The sequence below is a fragment of the Treponema brennaborense DSM 12168 genome (genome assembly GCF_000212415.1).
Lineage (GTDB): Bacteria > Spirochaetota > Spirochaetia > Treponematales > Treponemataceae > Treponema_F > Treponema_F brennaborense.
This window is the reverse complement of record NC_015500.1, coordinates 429673-445786: the sequence shown is the minus strand read 5'-3', so window position 1 is coordinate 445786 and position 16114 is coordinate 429673. Positions and strand designations below refer to the sequence as shown.

Genomic DNA, 16114 nt, shown 5'->3' with positions numbered 1-16114 from the left:
CTTTTATTATATTTTCTTGATTTTTTTTACATTTTAAAGAAAATAAACAAAATAAAGTATTCTAAAACGACGGAGCATTCTCAACCGGTGCGGCGCGGCCGTTCAATCGTTGCAGTGTCCGTTCAATCGTTGCAGTGTCCGTTCAATCGTTGCAGTGTCCGTTCAATCGTTGCAGTGTCCGTTCAATCGTTGCAGTGTCCGTTCAATCGTTGCAGTGTCCGTTCAATTTCCGGAAACGACGAGATACTCGCATTGAACGAGCCGACCGTTCCGAATCCGTACGCCGCGTAAACGAACGGAATTCCCGCAGCAGCAGCCGACTGTTCGTCCACCGCGGCGTCGCCCACGTATACCGGCCGCTTCAAACCGAAACGCTTTATGACCAGCAGATTGTTTTCTCCCTTTGAAAGTCCCGTACGCCCCCAGCTTTCAAAACCTTCAAACAGGCCGCCGAGTCCGTGAACGTTCAGAAACGTCTGGATATACCCGTCCTGGCAGTTGCTGACGATGAACAGCCGGTACGATTTTGAAAGGCGTTCCAGCGTTTCGGGAACGCCGGCGTACAGCGTACCGCCTTTGTCCGCGAGCAACCGGTTTTCTTCCGCACAGCACTCTTTGCGAAGCGCGTCCCGCTCGTCCGCGGAAAGCAGGGGAAACAGCTCGTCGAAAATCGCCGTCATCGGTTTGCCGAAAAACGAAGCGAGCAGCCGGCGCGACGCGTTCAGGCTGATTCCGCGCTGCGCGAACACGCGGTTCCAGCTTTCACACACGCCCTCAGTGGAATCCCACAGCGTTCCGTCAAGATCGAACAATATGCTGTCAACGGTCATTCGCGCTCCAACAGCGTCTGCATCGTCGTTCGCACGCGCAGCGCTTCCGTCAGCGCAGCCGCGCCGGAACCGGCGGCTTGTACTTCAACCCCACCGGCGGCTTGTACTTCCGAGCCGAGCGCGGCCGGAGAAGAAGCGCACACCGGCGACTCCGCCGTTTTTTTGCGGATCGCCCGGATAAGCAGATTCTTGGGCGTCGCGCTGCCGTCGACGAACTCCAGTATCTGCACCGCGTATCCCGCCCGTTCCAGCAGTTCAGCCCGAACCGCGTCGGTTACCAAAGCGGCGAACCGTTCTTTTATCAGCCCGTATTTTACAAGCGGCGCGAACTGCGGCGGCACGTCTCCGGCGCGTAGTTGCGCATTCACTTCATGCTGGCAGCACGGCACCGACAAAACGGCGCGCGCACGGTGATCCACCGCGTACGCGAGCGCATAATCCGTAGCCGTATCGCAGGCGTGCAGCGTAATCACGATATCAGGCGGCGTTCCGGTGCGGTCGCTCCCGTAGGCGGCAATATCGCCGCGGCGGAACGTCAAGCCGGAACAGTGCAGGCGGGACGCAAGCGCGGCGCAATCGGCAACGACATCGTCTTTCAGGTCGAGTCCGGTAATCGCGGCCGGCAGCCGTTTTATTTCCGTCAGATAATAGTGCACGGCGAACGTCAAATATGATTTTCCGCAGCCGAAATCCGCGATCCGCAGCGGCTGTTCCGTCGACACCGATTCCCGTCCGTCAAGCACCGCCGGCAGCACGTCGTCTATAAATTCCAAAAAACGATTAATCTGCCGGAACTTGTCGCGCTTCGCCTGAACCACTTTGCCGTCGGCCGTCATCACTCCCAAAAACACCAGAAACGGAACCGGAGTGCCTTCGGGCAGCAGATACCGTTTTTGCCGGTCTCCGCCTGAAGCGGGCGGCGGCTGCAACGCCGGTGCGCGTGCGGCCGAGCGGATAACGCGGACCGTTCCCTTTTTGTTCGCCAAAACGGAAACGGTTTCAATCCGTCCCGTTCCGCCGCGCTCCGTCAGCTGAATCACCGTATTTTTGAACAACGAGCCGGCACAGCGACCGACCAGCGCCGTAAACGCCGCCGCGTCCAGCGTTCGGTGAAACGCCTGCTTTTCCGTAAAAAACTCGGCGTAAAACGAAACGCCCGCGCTGCGGTTGTTCGCCGCCGCGGAAGCCGAAGGCCTGACTTTTATTTTAAGACACGTCTGTCCCGCGGGAACCGGAATGAACTCGGCAGAAGCAGCTTCAGCTGCAACCGCCGCTGCACCGGTGCCGACAGACCTCGTCCCCTTTACGGGTGTCGAAAACGCGGCGGACAGCACGCGGTCGGCCCCGTCCGTCAATTCCTGCAAAAAATCTTCCATAATTATAAACGGGATCCTCAACTGTACGATAATATATTGCCGAGCGCAACGCAGGCGTCGAACATCGGAAGCGGAGTCGCAAGCAGCGTCATACCGCTTTCTTCCGCAAGTTTTTTCATTCCGGCGGAAGGCAGCTTGTCGTTCACCAGCAGCACCGCCTCCGCACACACGATATCGGCGGTACGCACCGCCTGTTCGGAAGCAAGTCCGGTAACCAATAAACAGCCGGTATCGACGGATACGAGAATATCGCTCATCAGGTCTCCTGCAATAATATTCGTAATCTGAATATCCTTCGCGTGGGATCCGGCGGAAACGAGGTGCGCCGGCAGGCTCGTTATAATATCGGCTATGGTAATCATCGCTCCTTCCTTCAAAAAAGGGAATTACGTCAGTACATCTGAATTTCAATATATACTCATTTAAAAAAAAATGATATACTCATTTTATGGGAAAGGTTTTTGTTTTTGTAAACCAGAAAGGCGGAGTCGGCAAAACGACCTCCGTCATTAATTTAGGCGCGTACCTGGCCGAAGCAGGTAAAAAAGTGCTGCTGGTTGATTTCGATTCTCAGGGGAACATGACGTCCGGAGTCGGCATATCAAAAGAGAAGCCGACTATTTACGAACTGATGGCCGAACTGGCGACTCCCCAGCAAGTCATAAAACGTTCCGACGTTGAGGGAATGGACGTAATTCCCGCTTCAATCGACTTGTCGGGAGCTTCAATAGAGCTCGTCGGGCAGGCTGATCGGGAATTCTACCTTAAAAACGCATTAAAACCGCTTGTTTCCCAATACGACTACATACTGATCGACTGTCCGCCGTCGCTGGGTATATTGACGCTGAACGGACTCGCCGCGGCCGACGCGGTGCTCATTCCCATGCAGTGCGAATATTTTGCATTGGAAGGAATTACACTGCTGCTTCAGACCGTGAAAAAAGTGCAGAAAAGCATCAACCCCGCTTTGGGTATCGGCGGCATTTTCTTTACCATGTACGACTCCCGAACCCGGCTTGCGCAGGACGTCGTTACGCAAGTCAAATCGTATTTCGGAGACGCCGTGTTCAGCACGATCATTCCGCGCAACGTACGCCTTTCGGAAGCACCTTCCCACGGATTGCCTATCTGTAAATACGATCCGTCATGCACCGGCGCGCGCAGTTATAAAAATCTTGCAGAAGAGGTAATCAAACGTGGCTAAATCTGCATTAGGCAAAGGATTGGGAGCGCTGATTCAGGAGTCGGAGGAAGAAAACCGTTTTTCCGCGGCAGCGGCGGCTGCAGCTCCGGCGGTGCAATTACCCGAAGGGCTCGTTATGGAAAGCGACGGAATATTGTTCGCCGACGTTTCAAAATTGGTTCCCAATCCGCACCAGCCGCGCGCTGAATTTGAAGCGGATGCGCTGCAGGAACTGGCGGATTCCATCCGCGAGCACGGCATTATTCAGCCGGTTACCGTAGAAGACGCGGGCAACGGTTCTTTCTATATAATAGCGGGTGAACGGAGAACCCGCGCCGCGCGCCTTGCCGGACTTACCCGCATACCGGTGCAGCTCAAAAAATATTCGGAAGAACGCAAGCTGGAAATCGCACTCATAGAAAATATCCAGCGTGAAGACCTGAATCCTATTGAAGAGGCGTCTGCTTATTACAAGCTGATGCAGCTGGGAAACCTCAGCCAAGACGAACTCGCGCGGCGCGTCGGCAAAAACCGCTCCACCGTTGCGAACGCGCTGCGGCTGCTCAAATTACCGGAAGACATGCAGCATGCGCTCGCGTCCGGTTTGATTTCCGCAGGCCATGCGCGGGCTATCCTTTCGGTGCTCAATCCTTCCGATCAGCGCGTTCTGTTCGGCCGCATAACCGGCAGCGGCATGTCCGTCCGGGAAGCGGAACAATACGCTTCGGATCTGAACAACGGCAGCCGCGCCGCCGGTGCGGCAAAAAAAGTCAAAGATAAAACGCAGGACATTTCACCCGAAATGGTATCCATAGAACAGCAGTTCATAGACGCGCTCGGTACGAAAGTCGCCATTAAAGGTTCGTTCGAGCGCGGCTGCATTTCCATCGAATACTTTTCACGGGACGACTTGGATCGGCTCTATTCCCTCATCGCCGCCCGGTAACGGCGGCCGGTTCGGTGCATTCCGCGCCGATATATCCGAGTGCGCCGGTATACCCCGATCGCATCGATACGAGACCTCGGGACGCATCCGCCCGCCTTCAGTATTAATTGTTTACAATCGCTTCGGAATATGGTATCCTTTTCATATGAAAGGAATCATTTTAGCAGGCGGGTCGGGGACGCGCCTGTATCCGATTACGAAAGCCGTTTCAAAGCAGATATTACCGCTGTACGACAAGCCGATGATTTACTATCCGCTGTCGGTTCTGATGCTTGCCGGAATCAGGGAAGTGCTCATCATTTCCACGCCGCGCGATATTCCCGTTTTCAGGGAACTCTTCGGATCCGGAGAACAGCTCGGAATGCAGTTTTCATACGCAGTGCAGGAGTCGCCGCGGGGACTGGCCGACGCATTTATCATCGGAAAAGACTTTATCGGGAACGATTCGGTCGCGCTCGTACTCGGAGACAATATATTTTACGGACAGACTTTTACCCGAACGCTCAAAAACGCCGCGGATAAAATCGGCAGTACCGGCGGTTCGGTTATTTTCGGGTATTACGTCAAAGATCCGACTTCGTACGGCGTCGTCGAATTCGATGCGTCGGGCGCGGTACTCGGCATAGAAGAAAAACCTTCCCGGCCGAAATCGAATTACGCGGTTCCCGGCCTGTATTTTTACGACAACACCGTCGTCGATATCGCTTCTTCAGTAAAGCCTTCGGCTCGCGGAGAAATCGAAATAACGTCCGTAAACGAAGCGTATTTAGCACAGGGAAAACTTTCCGTAGAACTGCTCGGCCGCGGTATGGCCTGGCTCGACACGGGAACGTACGACGGACTGCTGGAAGCTTCCAATTTTATCGCGACGATTCAGAAACGGCAGGGATTGTACGTATCCTGCATAGAAGAAATCGCGTACCGCAACGGCTGGATCACGCAGGAACGGCTGCTGTGCTCGGCAAAAGAATACAAAACGGAATACGGGACGTACCTCGAATACGTCGCCCGTATGCACTAGGGACGAATATGGCATTTACGTTTACTCCATGCTCCATCAGCGGACTGTACGAAATACAGCCGAAATTATTCGGCGACAGCCGCGGGTACTTTCTTGAAACGTACAGTGAAAAGGATTTTTTTGCCGCGGGACTCACGATGCGGTTCGTGCAGGACAACCAGTCGTCGTCCTCAAAAGGCGTGCTCCGCGGGCTTCATTTTCAGAAACGGTTTCCGCAAGGCAAATTGGTGCGCGCGCTTTCGGGTGAAGTATACGACGTAGCCGTCGACCTGCGCGTCGGTTCGCCCACGTTCGGACAGTATCACGGCGTAGTTCTTTCGGCGGAAAAACAGAATCAGTTTTACATACCGGCGGGTTTTGCTCACGGTTTTTTCGTACTCAGCGATACGGCGGTGTTCGCGTATAAATGTACCGATTTTTATCATCCAGAGGATGAGGGCGGGATTCCGTGGAACGATCCGGCGTTCGGCATCGATTGGAGAGCGCTCGCTCCCGGAACGGAACCGATTTTGTCGGCAAAAGACACGGCGCATCCGGCGTTCGATCCGGCCGCGGCGTATTTTGACGAAAACGGCGTCTGGATATCGTAACACGCCGGAATCGTAACGCGTCGCGGCTGAGCGACGGCTGCACGCCTCGACGCAAACAGCCGTACGCCGCAGTTGATCATAAAAAGAGAGGATGTTCGGAGTATGATTTGGCTTATCGGAAAAAACGGAATGCTCGGCAGCGAAATCGCACGCCAGCTTGAACGCGCTGATTTGGAATACGTCGGTACGGATCGTGAAATAGACATTACGGATCAAGCGGCGCTCGATTCGTTTGCGAACGGCAATCACGGTATCGACTGGATTATCAACTGCGCCGCGTACACGGCGGTCGAAAAAGCGGAAGAAGAACCTGAACTCGCCGCACGGCTGAACGCGGAGGGAGCCGGAAACATCGCGCGCACGGCGAAAAAGGCCGGCGCACGGATGATCCATATTTCAACCGATTACGTTTTCGACGGCGCGGGAAAAACACCGTACACGGAAATCATGCCGATTTCGCCGCTCGGCGTATACGGCAAAACGAAAGCGGACGGAGAGAAACTCGTTACAGAAACGCTGGACGACGCGTACGTTTTCCGCACCGCGTGGCTGTACGGTCCGCGGGGTAAAAATTTCGTCTATACGATGGTAGACCTCATGAACGGCAGGGATTCGATCACGGTCGTAGCAGACCAGTTCGGCAGTCCCACGTGCACGATGGACCTTGCGCGCTGCATCATTACCGTCATACTGCGCGACCGGCAAAGCGGGGTTTCCGCAGCGGCCGGCCGGCAGACGATATCGGCCGTTCCTCCCGGAATTTATCACTGCACGGGAGAAGGAGAAACGACCTGGTACGATTTTGCGTGTGAAATATACCGTATCGGCAAACTGAAAGGTATCGTAACGCGAAACTGTACGGTAAAACCGTGTACTACGGCGGAATACGGCGCAAAAGTCGCCCGCCCGGCGTATTCGGTACTTTCCAAATCGAAATTGAAAAAAGCACTCGGCATAAAACTGCCTTCGTGGCAGGAAAGTCTGCTTGCGTTTATGAGCAGTCCGATGTTCAAAGAACGTCCCACAACGAAATAAGAGGAACATGTCATGGCAAAACGGTCACTTTCACGGATTCTGGTAACCGGCGGCGCGGGTTTTATCGGCTGCAATTTTATCCATTATTTGTTCGGACTGTCCGCGTCGGGCGGCAGCGCGTTTTCAGACGCGGGGTTCGACGGCATCGTCGTCAACTTGGACAGTCTGACGTACGCGGGAAATCCCGAAAGTCTTGCCGACGTCGACGCGGCGTTCGGTTCCGGCTGCACCGACGCGTCGCGCCGCCGGTATTTTTTTGAAAAGGCTGATATCTGCGACCGCGCCGCAGTCGAGGAGATTCTCAAAAAATACGACGTGGATACGATCGTCCATTTTGCGGCGGAAAGTCACGTAGACCGATCCATTTCCGGTCCCGAAGCGTTCATTCGCACCAACGTAACGGGAACGTTTACCCTCCTCGACGCGGCGCGCAACTTTTGGAAAAAAGACGGCGCGCAAACCGCAGCCGGTGATAAAATTTCGTCCGGTCCGTTCCGCGACGGAGTGCTTTTTCATCACATCAGTACCGACGAAGTATACGGTTCGCTCGGCGAAACCGGTTATTTTACCGAAACGACGCCCTACGATCCGCGCAGCCCGTATTCGGCAAGCAAAGCGTCCAGCGACCACTTGGTGATGGCGTATTTTCACACGTACGGACTGCCCGTTACGCTTTCAAACTGCACGAACAATTACGGCCCGTATCAGTTTCCCGAAAAATTGCTTCCGCTCATGATTTTGAACATGACCGAAGGCAAGGCGCTGCCGGTATACGGCGACGGCAAAAATATCCGCGATTGGATCTACGTTGAAGATCACAACCGGGCCGTTTTCAGTATCATGAAAGACGGCAGAATCGGTGAAAAATACAATATCGGCGGAGAAAACGAATGGGAAAACATCCGGCTGCTCGATAAACTGATCGATTTGACGGCGCAGGAACTCGGTCCGGAAAGCGGCAAAACGGCCGCCGGTATACGGGAAACCGTTACGTACGTCAAAGACCGCCCCGGCCACGACCGCCGGTACGCCATCGACTGTACCAAGATAAAAACGGAACTCGGCTGGCAGCGCAAAATGACGTTTGAAGAGGGGCTCACGGCCACCGTCCGCTGGTATCTGGGGCATCCCGAATGGATCGACCGAATCAGGAGCGGCGAATACCTGAAATGGATTGAACGCAATTACGGTTCCAGATAGCTCCGGCCGGTAAGTCGCCTTCAAGCAGATATCCTCAAAATCAGGCAGACTTCCTCACCGCCCGTACGTATGGACAGGCCGTTTCTTTTCAGCTAGAATACTACCTGAACGAAAGGAAACAAGTATATGGAGATAATCAAGCGAACCGGAAAAACGGAAACGTACGACGGTCAAAAAATTATCAACGCAATCACCAAAGCGTTCAAAAGTACCGGCCGAGACGTTCCGCAAACCACGCTGCGTGCGCTGCTGACGTCAGTAGAAGAAAAACTCGACAGGGAAACGGTAAAATCCGTAGAAAAGATACAGGATCTGGTCGAACAGGCGCTTATGGAATCGCTTTTTTTTGCCGAGGCCAAAAGCTATATTCTGTTCCGGCAAAAACGCTCCGAATTCAGAGCCGCACGAAAAGAACTGTGCGCCCTTATCCGAGTCGATTCGGGTGAAGGTGAAACACCGCTGGAAAAAGTATTTTCGGGTATCCAAAAATCATATCAGGATGAAAGTTATTCGCTGAAAACGCTGAGCGCGAAATACGTTTCGTTTTCCAAAGAAAACATGAACGAAAGCGAACGGCTCGCCGCGCTTATCCGCGCCGCTTCCGAGCTCGTCAGTCCCGAAGCTCCCAAATGGGAATTCATCGCGGGCAGATTGCTCAATTATTCGTTCCGCCACCGGCTGCGCGCCGATACGGAACGGCTCGGGCTGAAATCGTTCTACGATAAACTCGAATATCTGACCGAAGCGGGAATGTACGGTTCGTACATTCTCAAATCTTATACGAAGGCTGAAATAGAAGAAGCGGCAGCGTTCATCGTTCCCGAACGCGACGATCTGTTCACCTATTCGGGACTTGATCTGCTGCTTAAACGGTACGTTATCCGCACCGGAAAACACGTTCCGCTTGAAACGCCGCAGGAAATGTTTTTGGGAATCGCGCTGCATCTCGCCATGAACGAACCGGCTGAGCGAATGAATTGGGTTCGGCGTTTTTACGATATGCTTTCCCGCATGGAAGTAACGATGGCCACGCCTACGCTCGCAAACGCGCGCAAACCGTACCATCAGCTTTCGTCCTGCTTCGTGGACACGGTGCCGGACAGTCTTAACGGCATTTACCGGTCGATAGACAACTTTGCCAAAGTTTCCAAATTCGGCGGCGGCATGGGTATGTATTTCGGCAAAGTACGCGCCGCCGGTTCCGCTATCCGAGGTTTTGAAGGAGCCGCCGGCGGCATTATCCGCTGGATACGGCTGGTAAACGACACGGCGGTGGCGGTCGACCAGTTGGGCGTGCGCGCCGGAGCGGTCGCCGTATACCTCGACGCGTGGCACCGGGATCTGCCCGAGTTTTTGAATATCAGAACGAACAACGGCGACGACCGGATGAAAGCGCACGACGTGTTTCCCGGCGTATGCTATCCCGATTTGTTTTGGAAAATGGCGAAGGAAAATCTCGATCAGGATTGGTACCTGATGTGTCCGCACGAAATATGTACCGTAAAAGGCTATCATCTGGAAGATTTTTGGGGCGAAGAATGGGAAAAACGCTACGCCGACTGCGTTCACGATAACCGGATCGCGAAACGCGCCGTTTCCGTTAAAGACATCGTGCGGCTGGTGCTCAAATCCGCCGTCGAAACGGGAACGCCGTTCGTGTTCAATCGCGACACGGTCAATCGAGCGAATCCGAACGCACATCGGGGGATGATTTACTGTTCCAATCTGTGTACCGAAATCGCCCAAAACATGAGCGGAATCGAATCGGTTTCAACGCAGATCACGGTGCAAAACGGCGAAACGGTCGTCGTGCACACGACCAAACCGGGCAGCTTCGTCGTGTGCAATCTGGCGTCGCTCAGCTTGGGAAACCTTCCGCTTGAAGATACGGCATACCTTCAAAGCGTCGTCCGCACTGCGGTACGCGCGCTCGACAACGTTATAGATCTGAACTTTTATCCCGTTCCGTACGCCGAAATCACGAACCGCGCGTACCGACCGATCGGACTCGGTGTGAGCGGCTGGCATCACGCGCTCGCCAAACGTGCCATAAAATGGGAAAGCGACGAACACCTGGCGTTCGCCGATCGCGTGTTTGAAACGATAAACCGCGCCGCCGTTGAAGCGAGTTCCGACAACGCCGCAGAAAAAGGCGCATACAGCTGTTTCGACGGCTCGGACTGGCAGACCGGCGCGTACTTTGCAAAGCGCGGATACGATTCCGCCGAATGGCGAGCGCTCGCACAGAAAGTACGGGCACAAGGAATGCGGAACGCGTATCTGCTGGCGGTCGCGCCCACCAGTTCCACCAGCATCATCGCGGGAACGACTCCCGGCATCGATCCGGTCATGAAGCGCTGGTTCCTCGAGGAGAAAAAAGGCTATATGCTTACCCGCACCGCTCCGGAATTGGGTCCCGAAACGTGGTGGTATTACAAAAACGCCCATCAGATCGATCAGAAATGGTCGATCCGTTCGTGCGGTATCCGGCAGCGGCACATCGACCAAGCGCAAAGCATGAATTTGTACATTACGAACGAATATACGATGAGACAAGTACTCGACTTGTACCTGCTCGCGTGGGAATGCGGCGTAAAATCGGTATATTACGTGCGCAGCAAATCGCTTGAAGTTGAAGAATGTGAAAGCTGCGCGTCGTAACGGGCAAAAGCTAACGGTGAGCGCGGTAACGGCTGATATCTAACGGAACCGAAGCAATCGCACCGCGGAGAGAGCGAACACACGCTGCATCAGAAACGCACATGAGTATGAATATATCAGTACGTTTCAACAGGAGTATATATGGATTTAATAAAACGGCCGCTTTTCAACCCCGACGGAGACGCCGACGTGCGTCTGCGCAGTATGGTGGGCGGCAACACCACGAACCTGAACGATTTTAACAACATGAAATACCAGTGGGTTTCCGATTGGTATCGGCAGGCAATGAACAATTTCTGGATACCCGAAGAAATCAATCTTTCGCAAGATACTAAAGATTATCCCCATCTGGACGAGGCTGAACGCACCGCGTACGATAAGATTCTGTCTTTTCTGATATTTTTGGATTCAATCCAGACGGCAAATCTGCCGAACGTCGGCGAATATATCACCGCAAACGAAGTCAATCTGTGCTTGAGTATTCAGACTTTTCAGGAATGCGTGCATTCGCAAAGCTATTCGTACATGCTCGACACGATTTGCTCACCTGAACAGCGCAACGAGATTCTGTATCAGTGGAAAACCGACGAACGGCTGCTCAAGCGCAATACGTTCATCGGCGGCTGCTACAATGATTTTCAGGAACACAAGGATTTTTTCCGTTTCATGAAAGTGCTTATCGCGAACTATATCCTTGAAGGAATTTATTTTTATTCGGGTTTCATGTTCTTCTATAATCTGGCGCGCAACGGAAAAATGCCCGGCTCCGCACAGGAAATCCGCTATATCAATCGCGATGAAAACACGCATTTGTGGCTGTTCAAAAATATCATTCTGGAACTCAAAAAGGAACGTCCGGATATGTTCACGGAAGAGAAAGTCGCCTCGTACGCGGAAATGCTGAAAGAAGGCGTGCGGCAGGAGATTGAATGGGGCGAATACGTCATCGGCGACGATATACCCGGTTTGACCAGAAAAATGGTACGCGATTACATCACGTATCTGGGAAATCTGCGCTGGACGAATCTTGATTTTCCGCCGCTCTATCCGGGATTCGATACTGAGCCGGAAGATATGGCGTGGGTCAGCGCGTATTCAAACGCAAATATGGTTAAAACCGATTTTTTTGAAGCCCGATCCACTGCGTATGCAAAAAGCACCGCACTCGTCGACGATCTGTAATGCAGCCGTGTATGCCGGCAGAACCGCCGGCCACGGAAAAACTCCGCCTTGAACTGATATCAGTTCCCTTAAACCGATATCAATTCTGCCCATACCGATATCAGTTCCGTCCATACCGATATCAGTTCCGTCCATACCGATATCAGTTCCGTCCGGAAGAGACCGCCTGAAACAGTGCGAGGAAAAAGAAAATGATGCCGACACCTGCCAGAACATGACCGAGGCCGGCAACACCCGCTACGGCAGCGTCAGCCGCAGAAGACAAATCGGTTCCGAGCACTTCAAAAACACCGCGGATCAAAAGCATCACCGCCAACAGCGGTACGCCGATATTGTACGTTATCATAAACACGCGGAATTTTTTCTGCTCCATAAGGGGAAAAACCGCCGAACACAATGCGGCAATAAGAAAAAACAACATGCCGAGCACAAATAAATGCGTATGAACGACAGACAACGCCGTAATTCCGGTAAATCCCGTAAATTTTGTAAATTCACGGAAAAACACACCGCCGCACATGGCTGCTATCGCATAGGCAAACGAGACAGAAATCAGACGTTTCATATTATCCACCTTACGCTACTCAAAAATATATATTTTTATAATACAAGCTGCATACGAATTATGCAAGAAAAATCGATGAAAAAAGATTCATATGATCAGCTGTTTGATATACAAATGATACAGTCGAAAGGAACTCACTGATTCGTATACAAATACAGGATGAGGGGACTATAAATAAAAAAAGCCTGGCAGCAACCTACTTTCCCGCAATAGCAGTATCATCGGCGTAAGAGAGCTTGACTTCCGTGTTCGGGATGGGAACGGGTATTACCTCTCCACTATGGCCACCAGGCAATTAAACAGATTAAAGGAAACGAAACAATATCAAAAACCGCTGCGGTTCAGGCTATTGCGCTTCAAAGGTTTCATAAGATTATCAAGAAACGATAATATGGTCAAGCCTCACGACTTATTAGTACTGCTCGGCTGAATACATTACTATACTTATACCTGCAGCCTATCAACCAGATAGTCTGTCTGGAGTCTTCAGGAGGGTTAAACCCTCAGGGATGGTTTATCTTGAGGTGGGCTTCCCACTTAGATGCTTTCAGCGGTTATCCCTTCCGAACTTAGATACCCAGCACTTACCCTTGGCAGGATAACTGGTAAACCAGAGGTTCGTCCACTTCGGTCCTCTCGTACTAAAAGCAGCTCCTCTCAACCATCCAACGCCCACAGCAGATAGGGACCGAACTGTCTCGCGACGTTCTGAACCCAGCTCACGTACCGCTTTAATTGGCGAACAGCCAAACCCTTGGGACCTGCTCCAGCCCCAGGATGCGATGAGCCGACATCGAGGTGCCAAACCTTCCCGTCGATGTGAACTCTTGGGGAAGATCAGCCTGTTATCCCCGGAGTACCTTTTGTCCGTTAAGTGACGGCGCTTCCACTCGCTACCGCCAGATCACTAAGACCTACTTTCGTACCTGCTCGACATGTCTGTCTCGCAGTCAAGCCTCCTTGTGCCTTTACACTCGTGCGCTGATTTCCAACCAGCGTGAGGAGACCTTCGCGCACCTCCGTTACTCTTTTGGAGGCGACCGCCCCAGTCAAACCGCCTGCCTACCATTGTCCCGGCACCAGCTTCATGGCTCCGGTTAGAAATTCCATTCATAAAGGGCGGTATTTCACTTTTCGACTCTGCACAAGCTGACGCCCATGCTTCTCTGTCTCCCGCCTATTCTACACATCATAAATAGAATCCCAATAGTAAGTTACGGTGAAGGTTCACGGGGTCTTTCCGTCTAACTGTGGGTAACCGGCTTCTTTACCGGTATATAAATTTCACCGAGTCTCGCGTTGAGACAGTGCCCAGAATCGTTACACCATTCGTGCGGGTCGGAACTTACCCGACAAGGAATTTCGCTACCTTAGGACCGTTATAGTTACGGCCGCCGTTTACTGGGGCTTCGATTCACAGCTTCTACTCTCGTATTACCGCTCCTCTTAACCTTCCAGCACCGGGCAGGTGTCACCACCTATACGTCTCATTACTGATTCGCAGATGGCTGTGTTTTTGATAAACAGTCGCCTGGGCCTGCTCTGTGCCACCCCCATTCTTTTACCAATCAGGGGCCACACTTCTTCCGAAGTTACGTGTGCATTTTGCCGAGTTCCTTAACGCGAGGTCGCTCGTGCGCCTTAGATTTCTCATCCTTCCTACCTGTGTCGGTTTCCGGTACGGTCTTCAATAGCCTAGCCTTAGACAGTATTTCTCGGCACCTTGATTACACCCGCTTCACTTCGACTTTCTCTCCGCTCGCTGTCACAACTCACCTCAAAATACGGATTTACCTGTATCTCTCTTCAGCTCGTCGCTTCGACCGGAACTACCATTCTCCGGCCGGGTTTCACCTCATGCGTCCTGCCCTCGAAACTATTGAAGGTTCTGGATTTTGAACCAGATTCCCATCGACTACGACTTTCGTCCTCGCCTTAGGGGCCGACTTACCCTGGGCAGATTGCCTTTACCCAGGAATCCTTAGGTTTTCGGCGGACGGGGATCTCACCCGTCTTTGCGTTACTTATACCTGCATTCTCTCTTCCATTTCCTCCAGAACCCCTCACAGGTCTTCCTTCTTCAGTTAATGGAATGCTCCCCTACCACCAGTATCTTATGATACTGATCCAAAACTTCGGTATACCGCTTAGCCCCGTTACATTATCTGCGCACACATGCTCGACCAGTGAGCTATTACGCACTCTTTTAAGGAATGGCTGCTTCTAAGCCAACCTCCTGGCTGTCTTTGCATTTGCACTTCATTTTACACTTAGCGGTATTTCGGGACCTTAGTTGTTGGTCTGGGCTGTTTCCCTCTTGACTACGAACCTTGTCGCACGCAGTCTCACTCCCATACGTTGATTACAGGCATTCAGAGTTTGATTGGGGTTGGTAGGCAGTGACGCCCCCTAGCCCATCCAGTGCTTTACCTCCTGCAATTTTGTATGAGGCTGTCCCTAAAGGCATTTCGGGGAGAGCCAGCTATTTCCAGGTTTGTTTAGCCTTTCACTCCGAGTCACAAGTCATCCATACCTTTTTTAACAGATTATAGTTCGGTCCTCCACAAGGTTTTACCCTTGCTTCAACCTGCTCATGACTAGATCACCTTGGCTTCGGGTCTACGCCATGCAACTGTTCGCCCTTTTCAGACTCGGTTTCCCTCCGGCTCCAGCACTACTATGCCTTAACCTCGCTGCATAACGTAACTCGCAGGTTCATTCTACAAAAGGCACGCCACAACACTTTCGTGCCGTGACATCTTGTCAGTTTATGGTTTCAGGTTCTTTTTCACTCCCCTTACTGGGGTTCTTTTCGCCTTTCCCTCACGGTACTGGTTCACTATCGGTAGCTGAGGAGTATTTAGCCTTGGATCGTGGTCGACCCAGATTCCAACAGGGTTTCTCGTGCCCCGCCGTACTCAGGTACCGCATCAAAGAGTCCTATTCATTTCGCTTACGGGGCTTTCACCCTCTTCGGCAGGCATTCCCATACCTTTCTGCTATAAATAAGTTTTATCTCAACTCTTCGGGTCATCCCCATGCGGCCCTACAACCCGTTGTACCTTGCGGTACTTACGTTTGGGCTCTTCCGATTTCGCTCGCCGCTACTTTCGGAATCTCCGGAGGATCGCTCCTCTTCTTGATTTCTTTTCCCGTGTTACTTAGATGGTTCACTTCACACAGTCTGGCTCTACTGACCTATTTTATTCAGTCACTGTAGTACAGGAATCGCTCCCTGTGGGTTACCCCATTCGGCTATCCGCGGTTTAACAGATATTTGCTCCTACCCGCGGCTTTTCGCAGCTTATCACGGCCTTCTTCGCCTCTCAGCTCCTAGGCATCCACCATAAACCTATTTTCGCTTGACCATATTATCTTTTCTTCCCTTCAATACACTCTCTCGGATACTTCCGCTCTTTTCTCGTCAAGCTTCGCTTCCGCATCCTCGCATATCAAAGGTATCTTCTTTTACCTTCATTCCGAAATTGAACTTTCATTCAATTCCTTCTTCGTTTCCCTTCCCTG

General features: G+C 52.4%; 12 protein-coding genes and 2 rRNA genes. 8 read left to right on the top strand and 6 right to left on the bottom strand.

The features are described 5' to 3' along the window. Positions 1 to 182: 182 nt before the first annotated feature. From TREBR_RS01895 to TREBR_RS01885, 3 genes are read right to left on the bottom strand one after another with little or no spacing between them, the layout of a single operon-like run. Positions 183 to 830 (bottom strand): HAD family hydrolase, encoded by a 648-nt coding sequence (locus tag TREBR_RS01895; protein ID WP_013757545.1) that lies wholly within the window; start codon positions 828 to 830, stop codon positions 183 to 185. Next, positions 827 to 2206, bottom strand: a complete 1380-nt coding sequence (locus tag TREBR_RS01890) for a class I SAM-dependent methyltransferase (RefSeq protein WP_013757544.1) — start codon at positions 2204 to 2206, stop codon at positions 827 to 829. Before TREBR_RS01890 ends, TREBR_RS01895 begins: the two co-directional genes overlap by 4 nt. Positions 2207 to 2223: 17 nt before the next feature. Beyond that, the gene (locus TREBR_RS01885) at positions 2224 to 2568 is read right to left on the bottom strand and encodes a hypothetical protein (RefSeq protein WP_013757543.1); all 345 of its coding nucleotides are present in this window, start codon (positions 2566 to 2568) and stop codon (positions 2224 to 2226) included. 86 nt (positions 2569 to 2654) lie between these two features. On the opposite strand from TREBR_RS01885, the gene TREBR_RS01880 reads away from it, so the two are divergent. The 8 genes from TREBR_RS01880 to TREBR_RS01845 all read left to right on the top strand — a co-directional run bounded on the left by TREBR_RS01880 (position 2655) and on the right by TREBR_RS01845 (position 12024). Then, positions 2655 to 3410, top strand: coding sequence for a ParA family protein (locus tag TREBR_RS01880; protein WP_013757542.1), 756 nt, complete (start codon positions 2655 to 2657; stop codon positions 3408 to 3410). Next, on the top strand, positions 3403 to 4335 hold the full coding sequence (locus TREBR_RS01875; protein ID WP_013757541.1) for a ParB/RepB/Spo0J family partition protein: 933 nt from the start codon (positions 3403 to 3405) through the stop codon (positions 4333 to 4335). The genes TREBR_RS01880 and TREBR_RS01875 overlap by 8 nt, the downstream gene beginning before the upstream one ends. A gap of 145 nt (positions 4336 to 4480) precedes the next feature. Beyond that, the gene (rfbA, locus tag TREBR_RS01870) at positions 4481 to 5356 is read left to right on the top strand and encodes a glucose-1-phosphate thymidylyltransferase RfbA (RefSeq protein WP_013757540.1); all 876 of its coding nucleotides are present in this window, start codon (positions 4481 to 4483) and stop codon (positions 5354 to 5356) included. A gap of 8 nt (positions 5357 to 5364) precedes the next feature. Beyond that, positions 5365 to 5946 carry a dTDP-4-dehydrorhamnose 3,5-epimerase gene (gene rfbC, locus TREBR_RS01865; RefSeq protein WP_013757539.1) on the top strand — a complete coding sequence of 194 codons (582 nt, stop codon included), beginning with the start codon at positions 5365 to 5367 and terminating at the stop codon, positions 5944 to 5946. A 102-nt stretch (positions 5947 to 6048) separates the two neighbouring features. Then, a complete protein-coding gene (gene rfbD / locus TREBR_RS01860) occupies positions 6049 to 6981 on the top strand; it encodes a dTDP-4-dehydrorhamnose reductase (protein WP_013757538.1) in 933 nt (310 codons plus the stop codon). A 12-nt stretch (positions 6982 to 6993) separates the two neighbouring features. Beyond that, on the top strand, positions 6994 to 8181 hold the full coding sequence (gene rfbB, locus TREBR_RS01855; protein ID WP_013757537.1) for a dTDP-glucose 4,6-dehydratase: 1188 nt from the start codon (positions 6994 to 6996) through the stop codon (positions 8179 to 8181). Between the two features lie 126 nt (positions 8182 to 8307). Next, positions 8308 to 10842 carry a ribonucleoside-diphosphate reductase subunit alpha gene (locus TREBR_RS01850; RefSeq protein ID WP_013757536.1) on the top strand — a complete coding sequence of 845 codons (2535 nt, stop codon included), beginning with the start codon at positions 8308 to 8310 and terminating at the stop codon, positions 10840 to 10842. A 141-nt stretch (positions 10843 to 10983) separates the two neighbouring features. Then, positions 10984 to 12024, top strand: a complete 1041-nt coding sequence (locus tag TREBR_RS01845) for a ribonucleotide-diphosphate reductase subunit beta (protein ID WP_013757535.1) — start codon at positions 10984 to 10986, stop codon at positions 12022 to 12024. A 142-nt stretch (positions 12025 to 12166) separates the two neighbouring features. On the opposite strand, the gene TREBR_RS01840 is transcribed toward TREBR_RS01845, so the two are convergent. From TREBR_RS01840 to TREBR_RS01830, 3 genes are all read right to left on the bottom strand, one after another. Further along, the gene (locus TREBR_RS01840; RefSeq protein ID WP_013757534.1) at positions 12167 to 12589 is read right to left on the bottom strand and encodes a DUF2871 domain-containing protein; all 423 of its coding nucleotides are present in this window, start codon (positions 12587 to 12589) and stop codon (positions 12167 to 12169) included. Between the two features lie 183 nt (positions 12590 to 12772). Next, a 5S ribosomal RNA gene (gene rrf / locus TREBR_RS01835) occupies positions 12773 to 12881 on the bottom strand. 99 nt (positions 12882 to 12980) lie between these two features. Then, a 23S ribosomal RNA gene (locus TREBR_RS01830) occupies positions 12981 to 15957 on the bottom strand. Positions 15958 to 16114: the final 157 nt, after the last annotated feature.

What these genes read in the sequence shown, in the direction of transcription:
- TREBR_RS01895 (WP_013757545.1), bottom strand. Translation starts at nt 830, where the DNA reads ATGACCGTTGACAGCATATTGTTCGATCTTGACGGAACGCTGTGGGAT.
- TREBR_RS01890 (WP_013757544.1), bottom strand. Translation starts at nt 2,206, where the DNA reads ATGGAAGATTTTTTGCAGGAATTGACGGACGGGGCCGACCGCGTGCTG.
- TREBR_RS01885 (WP_013757543.1), bottom strand. Translation starts at nt 2,568, where the DNA reads ATGATTACCATAGCCGATATTATAACGAGCCTGCCGGCGCACCTCGTT.
- TREBR_RS01880 (WP_013757542.1), top strand. Translation starts at nt 2,655, where the DNA reads ATGGGAAAGGTTTTTGTTTTTGTAAACCAGAAAGGCGGAGTCGGCAAA.
- rfbA (WP_013757540.1), top strand. Translation starts at nt 4,481, where the DNA reads ATGAAAGGAATCATTTTAGCAGGCGGGTCGGGGACGCGCCTGTATCCG.
- rfbC (WP_013757539.1), top strand. Translation starts at nt 5,365, where the DNA reads ATGGCATTTACGTTTACTCCATGCTCCATCAGCGGACTGTACGAAATA.
- rfbD (WP_013757538.1), top strand. Translation starts at nt 6,049, where the DNA reads ATGATTTGGCTTATCGGAAAAAACGGAATGCTCGGCAGCGAAATCGCA.
- rfbB (WP_013757537.1), top strand. Translation starts at nt 6,994, where the DNA reads ATGGCAAAACGGTCACTTTCACGGATTCTGGTAACCGGCGGCGCGGGT.
- TREBR_RS01850 (WP_013757536.1), top strand. Translation starts at nt 8,308, where the DNA reads ATGGAGATAATCAAGCGAACCGGAAAAACGGAAACGTACGACGGTCAA.
- TREBR_RS01845 (WP_013757535.1), top strand. Translation starts at nt 10,984, where the DNA reads ATGGATTTAATAAAACGGCCGCTTTTCAACCCCGACGGAGACGCCGAC.
- TREBR_RS01840 (WP_013757534.1), bottom strand. Translation starts at nt 12,589, where the DNA reads ATGAAACGTCTGATTTCTGTCTCGTTTGCCTATGCGATAGCAGCCATG.